Raw genomic sequence first — 18,508 nt, forward strand, 5'->3', positions numbered from 1 at the left:
GGATCAGCCCTCCATCGCCTTCTGGACGGCCCGCCGGGCGAGCACGCCCGCCAGGTGGCGCCGGTAGTCGGCGTCGCCGTTGAGGTCGCTCGGGGGGTTGGTCCCCTCGGCGGCCGCCGAGCACGCCGCGGCCAGGCCGGCCACGTCCTTGCCCACCAGGGCCTGCTCGACCGCGGTCGCCCGCAGCGGCGTCGAGCCCATGTTGGTGAGCCCGATGCGGGCCTCCGCGATGGAGCCGCCGTCGAGCCTGACCGTCGCCGCCACGGCCACGATCGACCACTGGTGCGACACCCGCACGAACTTCTCGTACGACGCGCCCCAGCCGGTGTGCTTCGGGATGCGGATCTCGGTGAGCAGCTCGCCGTCGCCGACGGAGGTCTCGAAGAGGTCCTGGAAGAAGTCCGAGGCCGCCACGGTGCGCTCGCCGCCCGGCCCGACGACGACCAGGGTCGCCTCGAGCGCGAGCACCGGCGCCCCCACGTCACCGGCCGGGTCGGCGTGCACGAGCGCGCCTCCGACGGTGCCGCGGTGGCGGATCTGCGGGTCGGCCACGGTCTCGACGGCCTTGGCCAGGAGCAGCGCGTGCTCGCGGACCAGGGCGTCGTCGACGATGTCGCAGTAGGGCGTCATGGCGCCGATCGCGATGTGGTCGCCGCCGTCGCGCACCCCGCGCAGGGCCTCGATCCGGCCGAGGTCGACGACCTTCTCGGGGGCGTTGAGGCGCATCCGCAGGATGGGCAGGAGCGACTGGCCGCCGGCGAGGACCTTGGCGTCGTCGCCGGCCTCGGCGAGGACCGAGAGGGCCTCGTCGACGCTGGTCGGCGCCACGTAGTCGAAGGAGGTGGGGATCACTGCGCTGCTCCGTCCGTCGTGCCGGCTGCCGGGTCCTGGTTGGGGGCGCCCTCGTCGAAGTGCGGCTGAGCCTCCGCGACGGGGGCGGCGTCCTGCGTGCCGCCCGCGCTCTGGATGGCCTTCCACACCCGCTCGGGGGTGCACGGCATCTGGATGTCGTTGATGCCGAGGTGACGCACGGCGTCGACGATGGCGTTGACCACGGCCGGCGTCGACGCGATGGTGCCGGCCTCGCCGACGCCCTTGGTGCCGAGGGTGTTGGTCGTCGACGGCGAGGTGGTGTGCTCGCTGACGTAGCTGATCGTGTCGGCGGCCGTGGGGAGGGTGTAGTCGACGAACGAGCCCGACACCAGCGTGCCCTGCTCGTCGTACTCGGCGCCCTCCCAGAGGGCCTGGGCGATGCCCTGCACGAGCCCGCCGTGCATCTGGCCCTCGACGATGAGCGGGTTGATGATCGTCCCGATGTCGTCGACGCAGACGTACTTGCGCATCGTCGTGGCGCCGGTCTCGGTGTCGACCTCCATCGCGCACAGGTGGGTGCCGTGCGGGAACGAGAAGTTCACCGGGTCGAAGGTGGCGTCGGCGTCGATGCTCGGCTCGACCCCGTCGGGCAGGTCGTGCGCCGCGAACGTGGCGAGGGCGATGTCGGTGATGCCGACGCCCTTGTCGGTGCCGCGGACGGTGAACTGCCCGGCGCTGAACTCGATGTCGTCGACGCTGGCCTCGAGCATGTGCGCCGCGATCGGCCGCGCCTTCTCGATGACCTTGTCGGCCGCCCGCACGATGGCCTCGCCGCCGACGACCAGCGAGCGCGACCCGTAGGTGTCCATGCCCTTGGGCGCGGTCTGGGTGTCGCCGTGCAGGACCTCGACGTTCTCGAACGGGATGCCGAGGCGGTCGGCGACGATCTGGCTCCACGCCGTCTCGTGGCCCTGGCCGTGCGGGGTGGCCCCCGAGACGACCTCGACGGTGCCGGTGGCGAGCATCCGGATGCTGGCACTCTCCCAGCCGCCGGCGCCGTAGCTGAGCGAGCCCAGCACGCGGGACGGGGCCAGGCCGCACATCTCGGTGAAGGTCGAGACGCCCAGGCCCAGCTGGACCGGGTCGCCGGCCTCGCGGCGGCGCTTCTGCTCGGCGCGCAGCTCGTCGTACCCGAAGAGCTCGAGAGCCTTCTCGGTGGCGGCCTCGTAGTTGCCCGAGTCGTAGGTCATCCCGGCCACCGTGGTGAACGGGAACTCGTCCTTGGTGATCCAGTTCTTCTCGCGGATGGCGATCGGGTCGACCCCGACCTCGGCCGCGAGCTCGTCCATCAGGCGCTCGATGCCGTACGTGGCCTCGGGCCGGCCGGCGCCGCGGTAGGCGTCGACCCAGGTCTTGTTGGTCAGGACCGTCTGGCAGTTGAACTGGTAGGCCGGGAACTTGTAGATGGCGTTGAACATCCACGCACCCAGCACCGGGACGCCGCCGCCGACGATGGCGACGTAGGCGCCGAGGTCGGCCAGCAGCTCGACCTTGAGGCCGGTGACGGTGCCGTCCTTCTCGGCCGAGAGGGTCAGCTTCTGCCACTGGTCACGGCCGTGGTGGGCCGAGACCATCGACTCCGAGCGGGTCTCGGTGTACTTGCACGGCTTGCCGAGCCGGCGCGCGACGGCGATGGTCGCGAACTCCTCGGGCGTGGTCTGGAGCTTGCCGCCGAAGCCGCCGCCCACGTCGGGCGCGACCACGCGGATCTTGGACTCCTGGATGCCCATGGTCGCGGCGATGGCGAAGCGCAGGATGTGCGGCACCTGGGTGGCCGACCACACGACCATCTGGTCGCCGGTGGGGTCGACGACCGTGGAGCGCGGCTCCATGAAGGCCGGGACGAGGCGCTGCTGGCGGTACTCGCGCTCGATGACGATGCCACCCTCGCGGGCCTTGGCGATCGCCTCCTCGACGTCGCCGCCGCTGCCCTGCTCGGCGGAGTCCAGCCGCCAGAAGGCCGACTTGTTGGTGCCCAGGTCGGGGTGCGCGAGCACCTCGTCCTTGATGGCCTCCTTCATGTCGAGGACGGCGGGGAGCTCCTCGTAGTCGACGTCGACGAGCTCGGCGGCGTCGCGGGCCTGGGCGGCCGAACGGGCCACGACCACCGCGACGATCTCGCCGGCGCAGGCGACGCGCTCGATGCACACCGGCAGGTGCGTGGGCGTCTTCTGGTCGGCCGTGATCGGCCAGGCGTTGATGTTGACGCCCTGGGTGTCGGCCAGGTCCTTGCCGGTGAAGACCCCGACGACACCGGGCGCGCCCTGGGCGGCCGAGGTGTCGACGTTCTGGATGTTGGCGTGCGCGAAGGGGCTGCGCACCATCGCGAGGTGCAGCATGCCGGGCAGGACCATGTTGTCGGTCCAGCGGGTGCGGCCGGTGATCAGGCGCGCGTCCTCCTTGCGGCGGCGGTCCTTGCCGACCTCGAGGGCCGGGCGGTCGTCGACGGCGGTCATCAGGAGTCGCTCCTCTCGCTGGACATGGCGCCCGCGGCGGCCGCGACCGCCTTGACGATGTTGTGGTAGCCGGTGCAGCGGCAGAGGTTGCCCTCCATGCCGTGGCGGATCTCGTCCTCGGTGGGGCTCGGGTTCTGACCCACCAGGTCGATCGCCTGCATGATCATGCCCGGGGTGCAGTAGCCGCACTGGAGGGCGTGGTTCTCGTGGAAGGCCTCCTGCATCGGGTGCAGCCGGCCGTCCTTCGCGAGGCCCTCGATGGTGGTGACCTCGTGCCCGTCGGCCTGGACGGCGAGCATGTTGCAGGACTTCACGCTCCGGCCGTCGAGGTGCACGGTGCAGGCACCGCAGTTGCTCGTGTCGCACCCGATCACGGTGCCGACCTTGCCCACGGTCTCCCGCAGGTAGTGGACCAGCAGCATGCGGGGTTCGACCTCGTCGGTACAGGACACGCCGTCGACTGAAACGGTGATCCGAGTCATCCTTGACTCCTTCGCGGGGGGATCCATCTCGTGCTCGTGATCTTGCTTCACGGGGCCCGAGTCGGCAAGGGCTTCCGTCGAAGGTGGCGACCGGGCACGACCGCGCCGTTTCCCGTCAGGAAAGTCCGGACCGTCCCGGGGTGGGACGGGGACGCTCAGGCCATCCCGTGGTGGTGGATGGGCCCGCCGACGTCCTGGAGGCGCGACCCGCGCCCGCCCCACTGGAGGGCGACGATCTCGGCCGCGATCGACACGGCCGTCTCCTCCGGCGTGCGCGCGCCGAGGTCCAGACCGATCGGGCTGGACAGCCGCGCCAGCTCGGTGTCGGTGAGCCCGGCCTCGCGCAGGCGCTCGAGGCGGTCCTCGTGGGTCCGCCGGCTCCCCATCGCGCCGACGTAGGCGACGTCGTCGAGCCGCAGCGCGACCTGCAGGACGGGCACGTCGAACTTGGGGTCGTGGGTGAGGACGCACACCACGGTGCGGGCGTCGACGCGACCGGCCCCGACCTCGGCCTCGAGATAGCGGTGCGGCCACTCGACGACGACCTCGTCGGCGGCCGGGAAGCGGCTGTGGGTGGCGAACACCGGCCGGGCGTCGCAGACGGTGACGCGGTACCCGAGGAAGGAGCCGACGTGCGCGACGGCGGCCGCGAAGTCGATGGCGCCGAACACGAGCATCCGGGGCCGGGGGGCGAAGGCCGAGACGAAGACACGCATGCCCTCGCCGCGGCGCTCGCCGTCGGGCCCGTAGGTGAGGGTCTCGGTGCGGCCGGCGGCGAGGAGGCCGCGCGCGTCGTCGGTGACGGCGCCGTCGGCGCGCGGGCTGCCGAGGCTGCGGGGCGGGTCGCCGTCGGGGGCTTCGGTGTCCTCGGGGCGGACCACGAGCCGGCGCCCGAGCCACGCGGGGTCGGGGTGCTCGATGACGGTGGCGACGGCCACGGGGCGGCCGGCCGCCACGTCGTCGGCGATGGCCCCGAGCTCGGGGAAGGTCTCCTGCGAGATCGGCTCGACGAAGACGTCGAGGATGCCGCCGCAGGTCAGCCCGACCGCGAACGCGTCGTCGTCGGAGACGCCGTAGCGCTGCAGCACCGGGGTGCCGTCGCCGACGACCTCCTGCGACAGCTCGTAGACCGCGCCCTCGACGCAGCCGCCCGACACCGATCCGACGGCCTCGCCGCCGGGCCCCACGAGCATCGAGGCTCCCGCGGGGCGGGGCGCCGAGCGGAAGGTCGCGACCACGGTGCCGACACCGACGGTCTCACCCGCCCGCCACCAGCCCATGAGCTCGTCCAGGACGTCACGCACGTGCCACCACCTCCGTGAGCTGCTCGAACGCCGCCATCGAGTGGCCGGCGACGAAGTCGTCGACGTGCGGCAGCACCGCCATGATGCCCCCCTGCACGGGCTCGTAGCCCGTGCGGCCGCGGTGCGGGTTGGCCCAGACCACCCGGTGGGCGACCTGCGCGAGGCGCCGCACCTGCTCGCCGAGGGCCTCCGGCTGGTCGCGCTCCCACCCGTCGCTGAAGATCACGACCACGGCGCCGCGGGCCATCCCGCGTCGCCCCCAGCGGTCGAGGAAGACCTTGAGCCCCTCGGCCAGTCGGGTCCCGCCGGACCAGTCGGGGACGGCCGCGCCGGCCGCGACGATGGCGCGGTCGGGGTCGCGCTGCAGGAGCGGGCGGGTGATGTGGGTGAGGCGGGTACCGAGGGTGAAGACCTCGGTGGGGACGTCGGAGACGCAGTAGGTGTGGGCCAGCCGGACGAGGGCGTCGGCGTAGGCGCTCATCGAGCCCGAGACGTCGATGAGCAGCACGACGCGGCGGGGCCGGGTGGTGCGGCGGCGCCAGGCGACCTCCCCCGGCTCGCCCATCCGGCGCAGCGTGGCGCGCAGGGTGGCGCGGGCGTCGACCTGGCCGCGGCGAGCCCGCTCGTGGCGGTGGGCGCGGCGGCGTGGGGCGCGTGGGCGGAGCGAGCCGAAGAGGCGTAGCAGCTCCTCGCGCTCGGCGCGCGAGAGCTCGGCGACGTCACGATGCCGCAGCACCTCGGTGGAGCTGGCGGCGGCCTTGACCACCTCGGTGTCGTCGCCGCCCTGGCCCGAGGCGTCCTCGCCGGTGAGGTCGGCCTGCGACATCTGGCGGCGCAGCGGCTCGCGCGCCTTGGTGCCGGCCCGGGTGCCGCCGAACCACTCGGCGAAGACCAGGTCGTGGCGCTCGAGGTCGGCGGGCGACCCGCAGAGGGTGCCGCGGCCCGCGTGGTAGACCGCTGCGGGGTCCTCGAGACCCGCGGCGGCGACGGCCTCCAGGTAGGTGCGCTCGCGGTCGGCGGTGACGTTGACCCCGGCCGCGCGCAGGGCACGGGCGAAGCCGAGCAGCACCTCGTCGGCGCCGCGGACGTGCTCGGCGGCGTCGAGGCGGTGCTGGGCGATGCTCACGCGGGCTCCGTCCGGGGCGCTCGGCTCACGGGGTGAGGAGCTCGTCGAGGGCCTTCTTGACCCGCTCGGCGTCCTCGCGGTACTTCACGGCGACCCCGAGGGTGGCGGCCGCGGTGGCGGTGTCGAGGGTGCGGGTGCCGAGCTCGTGCAGGGCGCGGGCCCAGTCGAGGGTCTCGGCGACGCCGGGGGGCTTCAGCAGCTCGCGGTCGTCGCGGATGCGGTGCACGGCCCGCACGACCTGCTCGGCCAGGGCCGCGGGCACCTCGGGGGCGCGGGTGCGCACGATGGCGAGCTCGCGCTCGATGCCGGGGTGCTCGAGCCAGTGGTAGAGGCAGCGCCGCTTGAGCGCGTCGTGCAGCTCGCGGGTGCGGTTGGAGGTGAGGACCACCACCGGCGGGGTGGCGGCCGCGACGGTGCCGAGCTCGGGGATGGTCACCTGCCAGGTCGAGAGGACCTCGAGCAGGAAGGCCTCGAACTCGTCGTCGGCGCGGTCGACCTCGTCGATGAGCAGGACCGCGGGCGCCTCCCGCAGGGCACGCAGCACGGGCCGGGCCAGCAGGAAGCGCTCGTCGAAGAGGTCCGCCTCGAGGGCCTGGACGTCCTGGGGCGCACCGGCCGAGGCCTCGAGGGCCCGCACGTGCAGGATCTGGCGCGGGAAGTCCCAGTCGTAGAGGGCCTGGCTGGCGTCGATGCCCTCGTAACACTGCAGCCGGATGAGCGGCAGGTCCATCGACTCGGCCAGGGCCTCGGCGAGCGCGGTCTTGCCGGTGCCGGGCTCGCCCTCCATGAGCAGCGGCCGGCCGAGGCGCAGCGAGAGCCAGGTGACCGTCGAGAGGGCGTCGTCGGAGAGGTAGCCCACCTCGCCGAGCGCGGTGGCGAGGTCGGTCGCCGAGTCGAACGTCGTACGGGGGTCCATGGGCCCAGCATCACCCACCGGGGGCCGGTTCGGAAGGAGCACTCTCACAGCGGACGGGTCGGCTGTCGAGGGGGTGCCGTGCTGGTCAGCGCAGGCGGGCGAGCGCCGAGGCCAGCTCCGCCACCCCGACGACCGCGAGCACGACGGTCAGCGCCAGCGGTAGCCGCGCGTCGGCGAGCACCGAGAACCGGGGGTCGTGCGGGTGCTCGCGGGCCAGGCGGCGCGAGCGCAGCGCCGACGTCACGACCCAGCCGGCGAGGACGGCCACCAGGGCCAGCGGGACGACGACGGTGGCGCCGAGGGTGTCGACCGTCAGCCGGCCGACGGTCAGGGCACCGACGCCCAAGGCCAGCCCGGTGCGGCGCCAGGCCAGCGTGGTGCGCTCCTGCTGGGCACCGCGGTCGGCCCGGGTCATGCGACGACGCCGCCCAGCACGGCGCTCACCGCCAGCACGACCCCCACGACGACGAGGGCCACCACGACGACGGGCATCGCGGGGTTCGACGGCAGCGGGGTCTCCTCCCGCATGGCGCGCTCGATCCGCATCCAGCCGCCGAAGGCCGTCACGGCCACGACGATGCCGGCCAGGGCGAGGAGCGCCGACAGCAGGCCCTGGACGGTGTCCTGGAGCGGCAGGTCCAGGGCGTCGAGGGCCGCGGCCCCCGCGAGCAGCGCGAGCCCGGTGCGGATCCAGGCCAGGAAGGTCCGCTCGTTGGCGAGCGAGAACCGCGCGTCGGGGTCGGTACCGCGGCCGTAGACGCTCGCCGGCCACCGCTTCTTCTCGCTGTTCATGCCCTCATCATGGCGAAGCGCCGGGCAGGTCCTGGGGGGTGTCGGCGTCGTGCCCGGTGGCGAGGTCGCCGCACTCGACCGGCCGCGGCGGGTGGGCGGCCAGGTAGGCGCGCGCCCCCCGGTCGCCGGTGGCGGTGGCGGCCACGCCGTCCCAGTGGTCGCGGCCCAGCACGACCGGATGGCCGGCGGTGCCGGCGAAGGCGGCGCGCAGCAGCACCCCGGGACCCAGGCCCCGGCCGGCGTTCAGGACCCGGCGGTACACGCGGGTGCCGACGTCGGGCAGGTCGACCAGGGTGACGAGGGCGGCGTCGACGTCGGGCGGTGCGGTGGCGGCGAGGTCGCGCAGCCCGGCCCGCAGCGAGGCCCCCATCCCCTCGTCCCAGTCGTTGGCGACGACGACAGTGGCGCCGGCGGCGGTGGCGGCCGGCTCGGCCTCGGCGGCGGAGGCCCCGAGGACCACGACGACGCGCTCGAGGCCGGCGTGCAGCAGGCGGTCGAGGGTGGTCTCGAGCAGCGTCGGCCCGTCGGGGTCGGGGCGGACCAGCGCCTTGGGGCCGCCCATCCGCCGGCCGGCGCCGGCCGCCAGGAGCAGGCCCACGGTCGTCATACGGCCAGCCTGCCACGGCGCTCGACCGGCCGCGGGCGCCCGCGCTGGCTACCGTGGGCCCGATGGTGCACACCCTGAGCGCGCGTGACGCCCGGCGGGTGGCCGTGCGGGCGCAGCTCCTCACCGCCGACCGTCCGGTGGACGCCCTCGAGCTGGTGCGGCACCTGACCCTGGTGCAGATGGACCTCACGGCGCACGTGGCACCCAACGCCGACCTGGTGCTCTGGAGCCGGCTCGGGAGCGCCTACTCCCCCGACGTGATCGACGACCTGCTGGTGTCGCGGGCGCTCGTCGAGGTCGAGGGCTACCTGCGCCCGGCCGAGGACGTCGCCCTGTTCCGGGCCGGGATGGCCGCCTGGCCCGGCGTCGAGCCGCTCAGCGAGTGGCGGCGCGAGCTCGAGGCCTGGGTCGAGGCGAACCGGGCCTGCCGGGAGGACATCCTCACCCGGCTCCGTTCGGAGGGCCCGATGCCGGCGCGCGAGCTCCCGGACACCTGTGTCGTGCCCTGGCGCTCGTCGGGGTGGACCAACAGCAAGAACGTGCAGCGGATGCTCGACCTGATGGAGCAGCGCGGCGAGGTGGCGGTCTCGTCGAGGGAGAACCGGGAGCGCACCTGGGACCTCGCCGCGCGCGTGCACCCGGACGGGCCGACGGTCCCGTGGGAGGAGGCCGAGGCCGAGCGCGACCGCCGGCGGCTGGTCGCCCTCGGCATCGCCCGGGCGCGGGTCACCTTCCCGCCCGGGGAGCCGAACCACGTCGGAGCCGCGGGCGAGGAGGCGGTCGTCGAGGGGGTGCGTGGGCGCTGGCGGGTCGAGCCGCGCTACCTCGAGGGGTCCTTCGGGGGCCGGACCGCGCTGCTCTCGCCGCTGGACCGGCTCGTCCTCGACCGCAAGCGGATGGCCGAGCTGTTCGGGTTCGACTACCAGCTCGAGATGTACAAGCCGGCCGCGCAGCGACGCTGGGGCTACTTCGCGCTGCCGGTGCTGCACGGCGACCGGCTGGTCGGCAAGGTCGACGCGCAGACCGACCTGGCCGCGGGGGTGCTGCGGGTGCACGCCGTGCACTGGGACGACGAGCCGACGGCGGCGATGCGCGACGGGGTGCGGCGCGAGCTGCGTTCGCTGGCGGCCCTGCTCGACGTCGAGATCGCCGACCCACCCGACTGACGCGTGGCCGGGCGGCCCGCAGGGTTGCTAGGCCGAGGTCCGCAGCGGCTCCAGGGCGGCCAGGACGAGGTCGAGGCCGAACATGAACTCCTCCGTCGGGTCGTAGCCGGCGGCGACGAGCCCCGCGGCGGACTCGTTGAGGTAGGGGAACTCGTCGTCCGGCAGCTGGGGCAGGAAGACGTCCTCGGTGATGCCGGAGAACTCGTCGGCGGTGTCGAAGGGCAGGCTGGCGGCCTGGAGGGCGAAGCCGTAGACGTAGACGTCGAGCAGCCAGTTGGCGTGGGTCGCCATCACGACCGAGAAGCCCGCTCGGCGCAGGCACGAGGTGACCGCTTCCCGGTGTCGGAGGTGGGCGAGCCCCGGCGTGGTCCGCGACTCCATCAGCCCGACCGCCCACGGGTGGCGGGCGAGGACCTGCCGGGCCGACTCCGACCGCTGCCGCATCGCGGACTGCCAGTCGGCGCCCTCGGGGGGGAGCTCGATCTCGGCGAACACGACGTCGATCATCGCGTCCAGCAGCTGCTCCTTGTTCGCGACGTAGTGGTAGAGCGACATCGCGCCGGCGCCGAGCGCGTCGGCGAGGCGGCGCATGCTCAGCCCCTCGACCCCCTCCCGGTCGGCCAGCCGGATCGCCTCGGTCACGACCCGCTCCCTGCTCAGCCCCGCGTCCGACGCTGGGCCGCGCTGCTTCCTCCCGGACACGGGTCTCCTCTCGTCGGCGGCTTGACGATCGTACGCCGTACGGTCATAGTACGTCGTACGACGTACGCTGTACGACAACAGCGCCAGCCGCCGCAGACCTCAGGAGGACCGACAGTGGGAACCGAACAACGACCGGCCGGGGCACCCCCCGCACCGGAGGCCGATGACCTCGGCACCGACCGGATGCGAGCCGCGGTCCGGCACCGCTACGGGCCGCCGTCGGTGGTGCAGACCCGTGAGGTCGAGCGGCCCCGGGCCGGCCGGGGCGAGGTGGTCGTCCACGTCGGCGCGGCCTCCGTGCATCCCGGCGACCACTTCGTCACGACCGGCGAGCCGTACGTGGCGCGCCTGGCCTTCGGGCTCCGCCGGCCGCGGCACGGCATCCTCGGCCGGGACCTCGCGGGCATCGTGGCAGCGGTCGGGCCCGGTGTCACGACGCTGCGTCCCGGCGACGAGGCCTTCGGGTGGAGTACCACCGGAGCGCTCGCGCAGTACGCAGGCGTCCCGGCCGAGCAACTCGTGGCCGTGCCGACCCGCCTGTCGGTCGCGGCCGCCGCGACCGTCCCCACGTCGGGCATCGCCGCGTTGCAGGGGCTGCGCGACAGCGCCGACCTGCGTCCTGGCCAGACGGTGCTGGTCACCGGGGCGTCCGGCGGCGTGGGCTCCTTCGCGGTCCAGATCGCCAAGGCCTTCGGCGCGGAGGTGACCGGCGTGTGCAGTACCCGCAACCTCGAGCTGGTGAGGGCGCTCGGAGCCGACCACGTCGTCGACTACACGAGCACCGACATCACCCGCGCCGGCCAGCGGTACGACGTCATCCTCGACCCGGTCGAGGCCCAGCCGCTGGCCGACCTGCGCCGCGCGCTGACCCCCACCGGCACCCTCGTCCCCCTCAGTGGACGCGGCGGCCGGTGGCTCGGCCCGATCCCTCGGATCGTCGCCGCCCGTGCGCTGTCCGTCGTCACCCGCCAGCGGCTGAGGCCCCTGGTGTCGGTGGCGAAGCGGCAGGACCTGCTCGCTCTGGCCGACCTCCTGGCCACCGGTCAGGTCACGCCGCTCGTCGACCGCACCTACCCCCTCGACGACGCGGCCGAGGCCCTCCGCTACGTCGGCGCGGGCCACACCCGGGGGAAGGTCGTCGTCCTCCCCTGACGACCGGGCCCTCGAGAACCCGCCTCACCCCGACCCGACGCACTCCCTGACCGGCCGCCACCCCGGCGGACGGCCCATCCCCCCGAAAGGCAGAACCGATGACCATCCGCACCGACACCCCTCGCCTCGCCGACAGCCCGCACATCCCCGTGCAGGCCAAGCTCGCCGCCGCCTGGACGAGCTTCATGTTCCTCGTCATCTACATCGACTACTTCCATCTCTACCAGCCCGGCGAGATCGACGTCATCCGCGGCGGCGACATCTTCGTCTTCGAGATCACCGGGACGCTGGTGACGATATTCTTCGCGCTCATCGCGGTCCCGACCCTGATGGTGCTGCTCTCCGTGACGCTGCCCGCCCGGGTCAACCGCGCCACGAACCTCGTCGTCGCTGCGCTCTTCATCCCCATCTGCGCGTTCAACGCGGCGGGGTCCTCCTGGGATTGGGCCCTCTACTACGCCGTCACGATCGGGGTCGAGGTGGCGATCCTCGCGTTCATCCTGCGCTCCGCCTGGCGGTGGGCCGCTCCGTCGCAGCGCGACCTCGTTGGCGCCGACCGCTCGGCGGCCCGCGCGGGACGGTAGGCAGGTGCGCCGCCGACCACCACGGTGACCGGCCCGGGTCAGGCGTCTCGTCCGGGCCGCCCATCGTCTGATGGTGTCGAGCGGGAGGCGAGCGGCTAGACAGGGGGTGTGCACCACGACCTGAGTGACGGCTTCGTCCATGTCCGCGGCGCCAGCGAGCACAACCTGCAGAACGTCGACGTCGACCTGCCACGTGACGCGATGGTCGCCTTCACCGGCGTCTCCGGCTCCGGCAAGTCCTCCCTGGCGTTCGGAACGCTCTACGCGGAGGCTCAGCGTCGCTACTTCGAGTCGGTGGCGCCGTACGCCCGCAGGCTGCTGCAACAGGTCGACGCACCTCACGTGCGGGAGATCACCGGGCTGCCGCCGGCGGTGGCGCTCCAACAGCGGCGCGGCGCCGCGAGCTCCCGCTCGACGGTCGGCACGCTGACCACGCTGTCGAACCTGCTGCGGATGCTGTACTCGCGTGCCGGCACCTACCCCGAGGGCGCGGCGCGGCTGGGGGCGGAGGCCTTCTCCCCCAACACCGCCGCCGGCGCCTGCCCGCGATGCCACGGGCTCGGGGAGGAGCACGACGTCAGCGAGGAGCTGATGGTGCCGGACACGTCGCTGAGCATCCGCGAGGGCGCGATCGCCGCCTGGCCGGGGGCCTGGCAGGGTGCCAACCTGCGCAGCGTCGTCGCCGGCCTGGGCATCGACGTGGACGCGCCCTGGAGCTCGCTTCCCCGCAAGGACCGCCAATGGCTCCTGTTCACCGACGAGCAGCCCAAGGTGCTGGTCAAGCCCGAGCGCGACCGCATCGACCACGGCTACCACGGGCTCTTCTGGAGCGCCCGGGCGCACGTCAACCACGTGCTGGCCACCTCCAAGAGCCAGATGATGCGCGACAAGGCGATGCGCTTCGTGCGCACCGTCAGGTGCTCGGTCTGCCACGGCACCGGGCTGCGCCCGGAGTCGCTGGCCGTCACGTTCCAGGGCCTGAGCATCGCGCAGGCCAACGCCTTGCCGTTCGTCGAGCTGGTGAGCGCGCTCCGGCCGGTGGCCGAGCTCACCGAAGCGGGTGCGGCGACCTCGCGGGCCGACTCCGGCGAGGCGACCGAGGTGGCCGTCCGCATCTGCGCCGACCTCGTGGCGCGGGTGCAGGTGCTGCTCGACCTCGGGTTGGGCTACCTCGCGCTGGGGCGCAGCTCGACGACGCTCTCCCCGGGTGAGGCGCAACGCCTCCGGGTCGCCACCCAGCTGCGTTCCGGCCTCTTCGGGGTCGTCTACGTGCTGGACGAACCGTCCGCCGGCCTCCACCCGGCCGATGCGAGGCCGCTGCTCGACGTGCTCGACGCGCTCAAACGTTCGGGCAACTCGCTGTTCGTCGTCGAGCACGACCTCGACATCGTGCGGCGTGCCGACTGGGTCGTCGACATCGGCCCGGGAGCCGGGGAGAAAGGGGGACGGGTGCTCTACTCCGGGCCGGTGGCGGGCCTCGAGGACGTCGACGGCTCGATCACCGGCGACCACCTCTTCGGACGCGTGGAGCCGGCCCACCGGCCCCGGCGCACGCCATCCGGGTGGCTGCACCTGACCGGCGTGAGCCGGAACAACCTCGGCGACCTCTCCGTCGACGTCCCCCTGTGCGTGATGACCGCGGTCACGGGCGTGTCGGGGTCGGGGAAGTCGACGCTCGTCACCCAGGTGCTCGCCGAGCTGGTGCGCCGCCACCTCGGCCAGGCCCCCGACGACGAGGAGGACAGCGCCCTCGAGATCGACGTCGACGACGCGACCGGGCTGGAGTCCTTCGACCGGCTCGTCCGCGTGGACCAGAGGCCGATCGGGCGCACGCCCCGCTCCAACCTGGCGACCTACACCGGCCTCTTCGATGCGGTGCGCAAGGTGTACGCCGCGACCCCCAGGGCGCGTGAGCGCGGCTACGGCGCCGGCCGCTTCTCCTTCAACGTCGCGGAGGGGCGCTGCAGCACCTGTCAGGGCGAGGGCTTCGTCTCCGTCGAGCTGCTCTTCCTCCCAGGCACGTACGCGCCCTGCCCGACCTGCCACGGAGCGCGGTACGACGCGGAGACCCTCGAGGTCGAGTACCAGGGGAAGAACATCGCCGAGGTGCTGGCGCTCTCGGTCGACGAGGCCGCGGCGTTCCTCGCCGACGTGCCGGCTGCGGCGCGCAGCCTGACCACGCTGCGCGAGGTCGGGCTGGGCTACCTGCGCCTGGGGCAGCCCGCTACCGAGCTCAGCGGCGGTGAGGCCCAGCGGATCAAGCTGGCCACCGAGCTCCAGCGGGCACGCCGCGGGCACGCGCTGTACCTGCTCGACGAGCCGACGGCGGGGCTCCACCCGGCCGACATCGCCCTGCTGCTGAGCCAGCTGCACCGGTTGGTCGACGCCGGCAACACCGTCGTGCTCGTCGAGCACGACCTCGACACGATCGTCAGCGCCGACTGGGTCATCGACCTGGGCCCGGGCGGTGGGGACCACGGAGGGCACGTGATGGCCGCCGGCACCCCGGCGGAGGTCTCCCAGGCCGAAGGCAGCGCCACGGCGCCCTACCTGGCCGCCCGGCTCCGCTCCCACGGGAAGGATCGGTAGCCGGCTGCCGCATCTCGTCGAGCTGGTTCACCTCCGTGCCCACGAGATCGAAAGGCGTCGGCGTCATGTCTGCCGGGTGGGCTGGACCGGTACCGCGCCCATCGACGCAGCCTCCGGCGAGCCGGTCCCGAGCGCCCGTGCGGCGAGGACCGAGCTGAACGAGGGCTTCCGCTTCGCGGGACCAGGGGGTTTGCTGTCCCCATGGACAGCACGATGCAGCCGACCCCCCTCCTCATCAGCCAGATCCTGCGGTTCGGGACGACGCTGCACGCCGACCAGGAGGTCGTGACCTGGACCGCCGACGGCGCGCGCCGCGCCACCTACGCGGAGGTCGGGCGGCAGGCGGCCCAGCTCGCCCACGCCCTCCAGGGCCTCGGCGTCGAGGGCGACGACCGGGTCGCCACGTTCATGTGGAACAACGTGGAGCACTTCGTCACGTACCTCGCCGTGCCGTCCATGGGCGCGGTGCTCCACGCCCTGAACATCCGGCTGTTCCCCGAGCAGATCGTCTACGTCGCGAACCACGGTGGGGCGAAGGTCGTCATCGTCGACAACACCCTCGCGGCCCCGTTCGCCACGCTGCTCGCCCACCTGCCCAAGGTCCGCCACGTCGTGGTCAACGGCCCGGTCGACGACGACACCCGCGCCGCGCTCGCAGCGCCCGAGCACGTCGAGTCGGTGCACGACTGGTCCGAGCTGCTCGGGGGGCGGCCGACGACGTACGACTGGCCCGAGAACCTCGACGAGAACTCCGCCTCGTCGATGTGCTACACCTCCGGGACCACCGGCAACCCCAAGGGCGTCTCGTACTCGCACCGCTCGAACTACCTGCACGCGGTCACGACTGCGATGACGACCGACGTCCGCCAGGGCGATCGGCTGCTCGTCGTCGTCCCGCTCTTCCACGCCAACGCGTGGGGTTTCCCCTACCTCGCGATGGCGGTGGGCGCCTCCCTCGTCATGCCGGACCGTTTCCTCCAAGCGGCCCCACTCGCGACGATGATCGAGAGCGAGAAGGTCACCTACGGAGCCGGCGTGCCGACGATCTGGCTGGACCTGCTCCACCACCTCGAGGCGAACGCGGTCGACGTCTCGACGTGCCGGGGCCTCATCGTGGGCGGGTCGGCCGCGCCCCCCGCCATGATGAGGTCGTTCAAGGAGCAGCACGGCATCACCATCCTCCACGCGTGGGGCATGACCGAGATGTCCCCGATCGGCACCGCGGCCGTGCCCCCGGCCGCGGTGGAGGAGGGCTCGGACGCCTACTGGGACTACGCGACCTCCCAGGGCCGGCTCGTCCTCGGCGTCCAGGGGCGGCTCATCGGTCCGGACGACGGCGAGGTGCCGTGGGACGGCGAGAGCGTCGGCGAGCTCGAGGTCCGAGGGCCGTGGATCACCGGCTCCTACAACGCTTTCGGCGGGGAGTCGGAGAACGAGCTCGCCGAGATGGCCGCCAAGTTCCACGACGGGTGGCTGCGGACCGGAGACGTGGGCACGCTGACTCCCGACGGCTTCCTTCGGCTCACCGACCGCGCCAAGGACGTCATCAAGTCCGGCGGCGAGTGGATCAGCTCGGTCGATCTGGAAAACGCGATCATGGCGCACCCGGACGTGCTCGAGGCCTCCGTCGTCGGAGTGCCGGACGAGCGGTGGGGCGAGCGCCCCCTGGCCACCGTCGTGCTCAGGGAGGGAGCCACCGCCACCCCGGAGTCGCTGCGCGGGTTCCTCGAGGACAAGCTCGCGCGCTGGCAGCTGCCCGAGCGGTGGGCGCTCATCGACGAGGTGCCGAAGACGAGCGTCGGCAAGTTCGACAAGAAGGTGCTGCGCCGCCGGTACGCCGAGGGTGGGCTCGCGGTCCAGACCCTGGACTGAGCCCAGCACCATCGCGCGTCGAGCTGCACGCTCGCCGACGGCGACCCCGGATCATCTCCACCGCGGTGGGTCACCGGAAGGCCATGGGCGGCCCGTCCGGTCCGTCCCGCACACCGCACGCCCATCCGCCGGAACGGTCACCCTGTCCGCGGCAGATCGGGATGAACGGACCCACGGACAGGCAGTGGGCCACTTCCGACCTGTAGGCCACGCTCACAGGACGAGCAGCACGTTCCACTGCCTGTATGTGGGTCCGCCCCGCCCGCAGGGACCGCAGAATCCGAGGTCTCGGCGGACGTCGAGAGGCCACAACATGCCCGGGATCGAGCGATTTCTTCTGCGTGTTGCGACCTCTCGACGTGCAGGCCGGGACGTCCGACATTCGGCAGATCCGGATGATTGCGGGGGCAGCGCACCGCGCTCAGGCGGGGAGCCGGTGCTGGGGCTCGGTGGTGCGGGTCGCACCGTTCGGACCGTGCCCGGTGACGGTGCCGTCGGGATCGAGGACCGGTCGCCAGCGCCCTTGCTGCTTGAAGCGATGATGTCGCCGGCAGAGGGCCTCGAGGCCGGCCGGCGTGGTCGCGCCCGCCGGCCAGGGTCTGGCGTGGTCGAGGTCGCAGCGCTCCGCGGGCCGGGAGCAGCCCCACATCCGGCAGGTGCCGTCGCGGGTGGTGACGAAGTCGGCGATGCCCTTCGGCGGCCGGTACGCGCCGCTGGCGACCCGCCAGAGTGCCGGTCTCGGCGTCGAGGACGGCCCGGGCAACGCCCATCGGGAGGGTCTTGAGGAGGTTGGCCAGCGTGGCCGCGTCCACCCAGCCCAGGCCCGGGAGCTGGGTGCCGGAGACGGCGAACCCGGGCAAGACCTCGGCCATGATGGTCGTCAGATCGCCCTCGGCCTCGGCCGGCACCTCGATCCAGGAGAGCTCCTCCCGGGTGGCAGGGTCGAGGTCGCCGGAGCGGACCTCCTCGCCGGTGACGGCGTCGACGATGGTCTCGTCGTCTCCCCAGTCGACCCGGAAGCGCTCGCCGGGAACGGTCTCGGGCGCGGGCCGGTCGGTGACCACGGGGATGCCGAGGGTCACCTGCGCGGTCACGGTGACGTTGCGCAGCACGAGGTCGGTCAGGGCGTCGGCTCGGGACTCCGGCACCGACAGGCTCTCGTCCTGCGCCCGGTACTCCCCCGCAAGGGACTCGACCGCCGACCACATCGCGGCCGACGTGGCCGTGGGCAGCGACGCGAACCAGTCGGTCAGGCCGTCGACGCCGGCTCTGGCCTCGACGCAACGGCCCTTCTTCGTCAGGGCGGCGTGGGCAGCGACCTGGGCCGCCGCCACCGTCGTGGCCACCCGCCGGGCCTCGGCGGCCACCCGCGCCGGATCCATGGCAGCGAGGCGGGGTGCGAGCCCGGCATCCACCCGAAGACACGCCTCGACATCGAGACCGGCGCAGGCATCGACCACCTTCTGCGCGGTCGCCGCCGGGACCTCCCCACCGAGCAGGAGGTCGCGGACCCGCGGGAACCGCTCGCCCAACGCGGCGCCGAGAGCGGCCTTGCGCCCGGCCACACCCTCGGTCAGCCCGGTCGCCAGCGACATCTGCGCCGCCGCCATCGCGTCCATGTACCCCACCGGGTGGACCCGCTCCCATGACCCGGAGCGCATCGTGGTCTCGACCCGGGCTCCCCACGCCCCGGCCACGGCGACGAGCGCATCCGCCGCGTTGGCCAGCCCCTGGGCCTCACCGGCGAGCTCGAAGGCCTCGTCCGGCGCCAGCCCCCGGCCGGCCTCGGACAGCTCACGGCCGAGCAGCGCGCACTCCGCGCGCAGGGCCGCGATGCGGCTGCTGACCTGGCCCCTGTCCATGCCCCATCGTACCGAACATCCGTAC

16 protein-coding genes are annotated in these 18,508 nt (G+C 73.3%); 5 read left to right on the plus strand and 11 right to left on the minus strand.

What is annotated here, in order from left to right; translation table 11 throughout:
- Nucleotides 1-3: 3 nt before the first annotated feature.
- The 9 genes from ATL31_RS05685 to ATL31_RS05725 all read right to left on the minus strand — a co-directional run bounded on the left by ATL31_RS05685 (nucleotide 4) and on the right by ATL31_RS05725 (nucleotide 8,556).
- Nucleotides 4-852 (minus strand): FAD binding domain-containing protein, encoded by an 849-nt coding sequence (locus ATL31_RS05685; RefSeq protein ID WP_101394918.1) that lies wholly within the window; start codon nucleotides 850-852, stop codon nucleotides 4-6.
- Nucleotides 849-3,329, minus strand: coding sequence for a xanthine dehydrogenase family protein molybdopterin-binding subunit (locus ATL31_RS05690; RefSeq protein WP_101394919.1), 2,481 nt, complete (start codon nucleotides 3,327-3,329; stop codon nucleotides 849-851). Before ATL31_RS05690 ends, ATL31_RS05685 begins: the two co-directional genes overlap by 4 nt.
- The gene (locus ATL31_RS05695) at nucleotides 3,329-3,811 is read right to left on the minus strand and encodes a (2Fe-2S)-binding protein (RefSeq protein ID WP_101394920.1); all 483 of its coding nucleotides are present in this window, start codon (nucleotides 3,809-3,811) and stop codon (nucleotides 3,329-3,331) included. The genes ATL31_RS05690 and ATL31_RS05695 overlap by 1 nt, the downstream gene beginning before the upstream one ends.
- A gap of 155 nt (nucleotides 3,812-3,966) precedes the next feature.
- On the minus strand, nucleotides 3,967-5,115 hold the full coding sequence (locus ATL31_RS05700) for an XdhC family protein (RefSeq protein WP_170062489.1): 1,149 nt from the start codon (nucleotides 5,113-5,115) through the stop codon (nucleotides 3,967-3,969).
- A complete protein-coding gene (locus tag ATL31_RS05705; RefSeq protein WP_342749462.1) occupies nucleotides 5,108-6,241 on the minus strand; it encodes a vWA domain-containing protein in 1,134 nt (377 codons plus the stop codon). The genes ATL31_RS05700 and ATL31_RS05705 overlap by 8 nt, the downstream gene beginning before the upstream one ends.
- A gap of 25 nt (nucleotides 6,242-6,266) precedes the next feature.
- A complete protein-coding gene (locus ATL31_RS05710) occupies nucleotides 6,267-7,157 on the minus strand; it encodes an AAA family ATPase (RefSeq protein WP_101394921.1) in 891 nt (296 codons plus the stop codon).
- 85 nt (nucleotides 7,158-7,242) lie between these two features.
- Nucleotides 7,243-7,572 (minus strand): DUF202 domain-containing protein, encoded by a 330-nt coding sequence (locus ATL31_RS05715; RefSeq protein WP_101394922.1) that lies wholly within the window; start codon nucleotides 7,570-7,572, stop codon nucleotides 7,243-7,245.
- Nucleotides 7,569-7,949 (minus strand): YidH family protein, encoded by a 381-nt coding sequence (locus tag ATL31_RS05720; RefSeq protein WP_101394923.1) that lies wholly within the window; start codon nucleotides 7,947-7,949, stop codon nucleotides 7,569-7,571. Before ATL31_RS05720 ends, ATL31_RS05715 begins: the two co-directional genes overlap by 4 nt.
- 7 nt (nucleotides 7,950-7,956) lie before the next feature.
- Nucleotides 7,957-8,556 carry a nucleotidyltransferase family protein gene (locus ATL31_RS05725; protein WP_101394924.1) on the minus strand — a complete coding sequence of 200 codons (600 nt, stop codon included), beginning with the start codon at nucleotides 8,554-8,556 and terminating at the stop codon, nucleotides 7,957-7,959.
- A 62-nt stretch (nucleotides 8,557-8,618) separates the two neighbouring features.
- On the opposite strand from ATL31_RS05725, the gene ATL31_RS05730 reads away from it, so the two are divergent.
- Nucleotides 8,619-9,722, plus strand: a complete 1,104-nt coding sequence (locus tag ATL31_RS05730; RefSeq protein WP_101394925.1) for a DNA glycosylase AlkZ-like family protein — start codon at nucleotides 8,619-8,621, stop codon at nucleotides 9,720-9,722.
- A gap of 27 nt (nucleotides 9,723-9,749) precedes the next feature.
- Here ATL31_RS05730 and ATL31_RS05735 read toward each other — a convergent pair whose 3' ends face one another.
- On the minus strand, nucleotides 9,750-10,364 hold the full coding sequence (locus ATL31_RS05735) for a TetR/AcrR family transcriptional regulator (protein WP_425440323.1): 615 nt from the start codon (nucleotides 10,362-10,364) through the stop codon (nucleotides 9,750-9,752).
- A 243-nt stretch (nucleotides 10,365-10,607) separates the two neighbouring features.
- Here ATL31_RS05735 and ATL31_RS05740 point away from each other — a divergent pair, with 243 nt between their 5' ends.
- The 4 genes from ATL31_RS05740 (at nucleotide 10,608) to ATL31_RS05755 (ending at nucleotide 16,621) form a co-directional block, all read left to right on the plus strand.
- Nucleotides 10,608-11,576, plus strand: a complete 969-nt coding sequence (locus tag ATL31_RS05740) for an NAD(P)-dependent alcohol dehydrogenase (RefSeq protein ID WP_101394927.1) — start codon at nucleotides 10,608-10,610, stop codon at nucleotides 11,574-11,576.
- Nucleotides 11,577-11,674: 98 nt separating this feature from the next.
- Nucleotides 11,675-12,160, plus strand: coding sequence for a DUF6326 family protein (locus tag ATL31_RS05745; protein ID WP_101394928.1), 486 nt, complete (start codon nucleotides 11,675-11,677; stop codon nucleotides 12,158-12,160).
- A gap of 108 nt (nucleotides 12,161-12,268) precedes the next feature.
- Nucleotides 12,269-14,749, plus strand: a complete 2,481-nt coding sequence (gene uvrA, locus ATL31_RS05750) for an excinuclease ABC subunit UvrA (protein ID WP_101394929.1) — start codon at nucleotides 12,269-12,271, stop codon at nucleotides 14,747-14,749.
- 201 nt (nucleotides 14,750-14,950) lie between these two features.
- The gene (locus ATL31_RS05755) at nucleotides 14,951-16,621 is read left to right on the plus strand and encodes a long-chain fatty acid--CoA ligase (protein WP_101394930.1); all 1,671 of its coding nucleotides are present in this window, start codon (nucleotides 14,951-14,953) and stop codon (nucleotides 16,619-16,621) included.
- A gap of 137 nt (nucleotides 16,622-16,758) precedes the next feature.
- Here ATL31_RS05755 and ATL31_RS05760 read toward each other — a convergent pair whose 3' ends face one another.
- Complete coding sequence (locus ATL31_RS05760; RefSeq protein ID WP_101394931.1) at nucleotides 16,759-18,483, minus strand: 13E12 repeat family protein; 1,725 nt, start codon at nucleotides 18,481-18,483, stop codon at nucleotides 16,759-16,761.
- Between the last annotated feature and the right edge of the window lie 25 nt (nucleotides 18,484-18,508).

The sequence above is a fragment of the Phycicoccus duodecadis genome, from assembly GCF_002846495.1.
Taxonomy (GTDB): domain Bacteria; phylum Actinomycetota; class Actinomycetes; order Actinomycetales; family Dermatophilaceae; genus Phycicoccus; species Phycicoccus duodecadis.

Bases quoted from the DNA above. Each gene is read 5' to 3' on its own strand.
- ATL31_RS05690 (WP_101394919.1), bottom strand. From the start codon at position 3,329: ATGACCGCCGTCGACGACCGCCCGGCCCTCGAGGTCGGCAAGGACCGC.
- ATL31_RS05695 (WP_101394920.1), bottom strand. From the start codon at position 3,811: ATGACTCGGATCACCGTTTCAGTCGACGGCGTGTCCTGTACCGACGAG.
- ATL31_RS05710 (WP_101394921.1), bottom strand. From the start codon at position 7,157: ATGGACCCCCGTACGACGTTCGACTCGGCGACCGACCTCGCCACCGCG.
- ATL31_RS05715 (WP_101394922.1), bottom strand. From the start codon at position 7,572: ATGACCCGGGCCGACCGCGGTGCCCAGCAGGAGCGCACCACGCTGGCC.
- ATL31_RS05720 (WP_101394923.1), bottom strand. From the start codon at position 7,949: ATGAACAGCGAGAAGAAGCGGTGGCCGGCGAGCGTCTACGGCCGCGGT.
- ATL31_RS05725 (WP_101394924.1), bottom strand. From the start codon at position 8,556: ATGACGACCGTGGGCCTGCTCCTGGCGGCCGGCGCCGGCCGGCGGATG.
- ATL31_RS05730 (WP_101394925.1), top strand. From the start codon at position 8,619: ATGGTGCACACCCTGAGCGCGCGTGACGCCCGGCGGGTGGCCGTGCGG.
- ATL31_RS05740 (WP_101394927.1), top strand. From the start codon at position 10,608: ATGCGAGCCGCGGTCCGGCACCGCTACGGGCCGCCGTCGGTGGTGCAG.
- ATL31_RS05745 (WP_101394928.1), top strand. From the start codon at position 11,675: ATGACCATCCGCACCGACACCCCTCGCCTCGCCGACAGCCCGCACATC.
- ATL31_RS05755 (WP_101394930.1), top strand. From the start codon at position 14,951: ATGGACAGCACGATGCAGCCGACCCCCCTCCTCATCAGCCAGATCCTG.
- ATL31_RS05760 (WP_101394931.1), bottom strand. From the start codon at position 18,483: ATGGACAGGGGCCAGGTCAGCAGCCGCATCGCGGCCCTGCGCGCGGAG.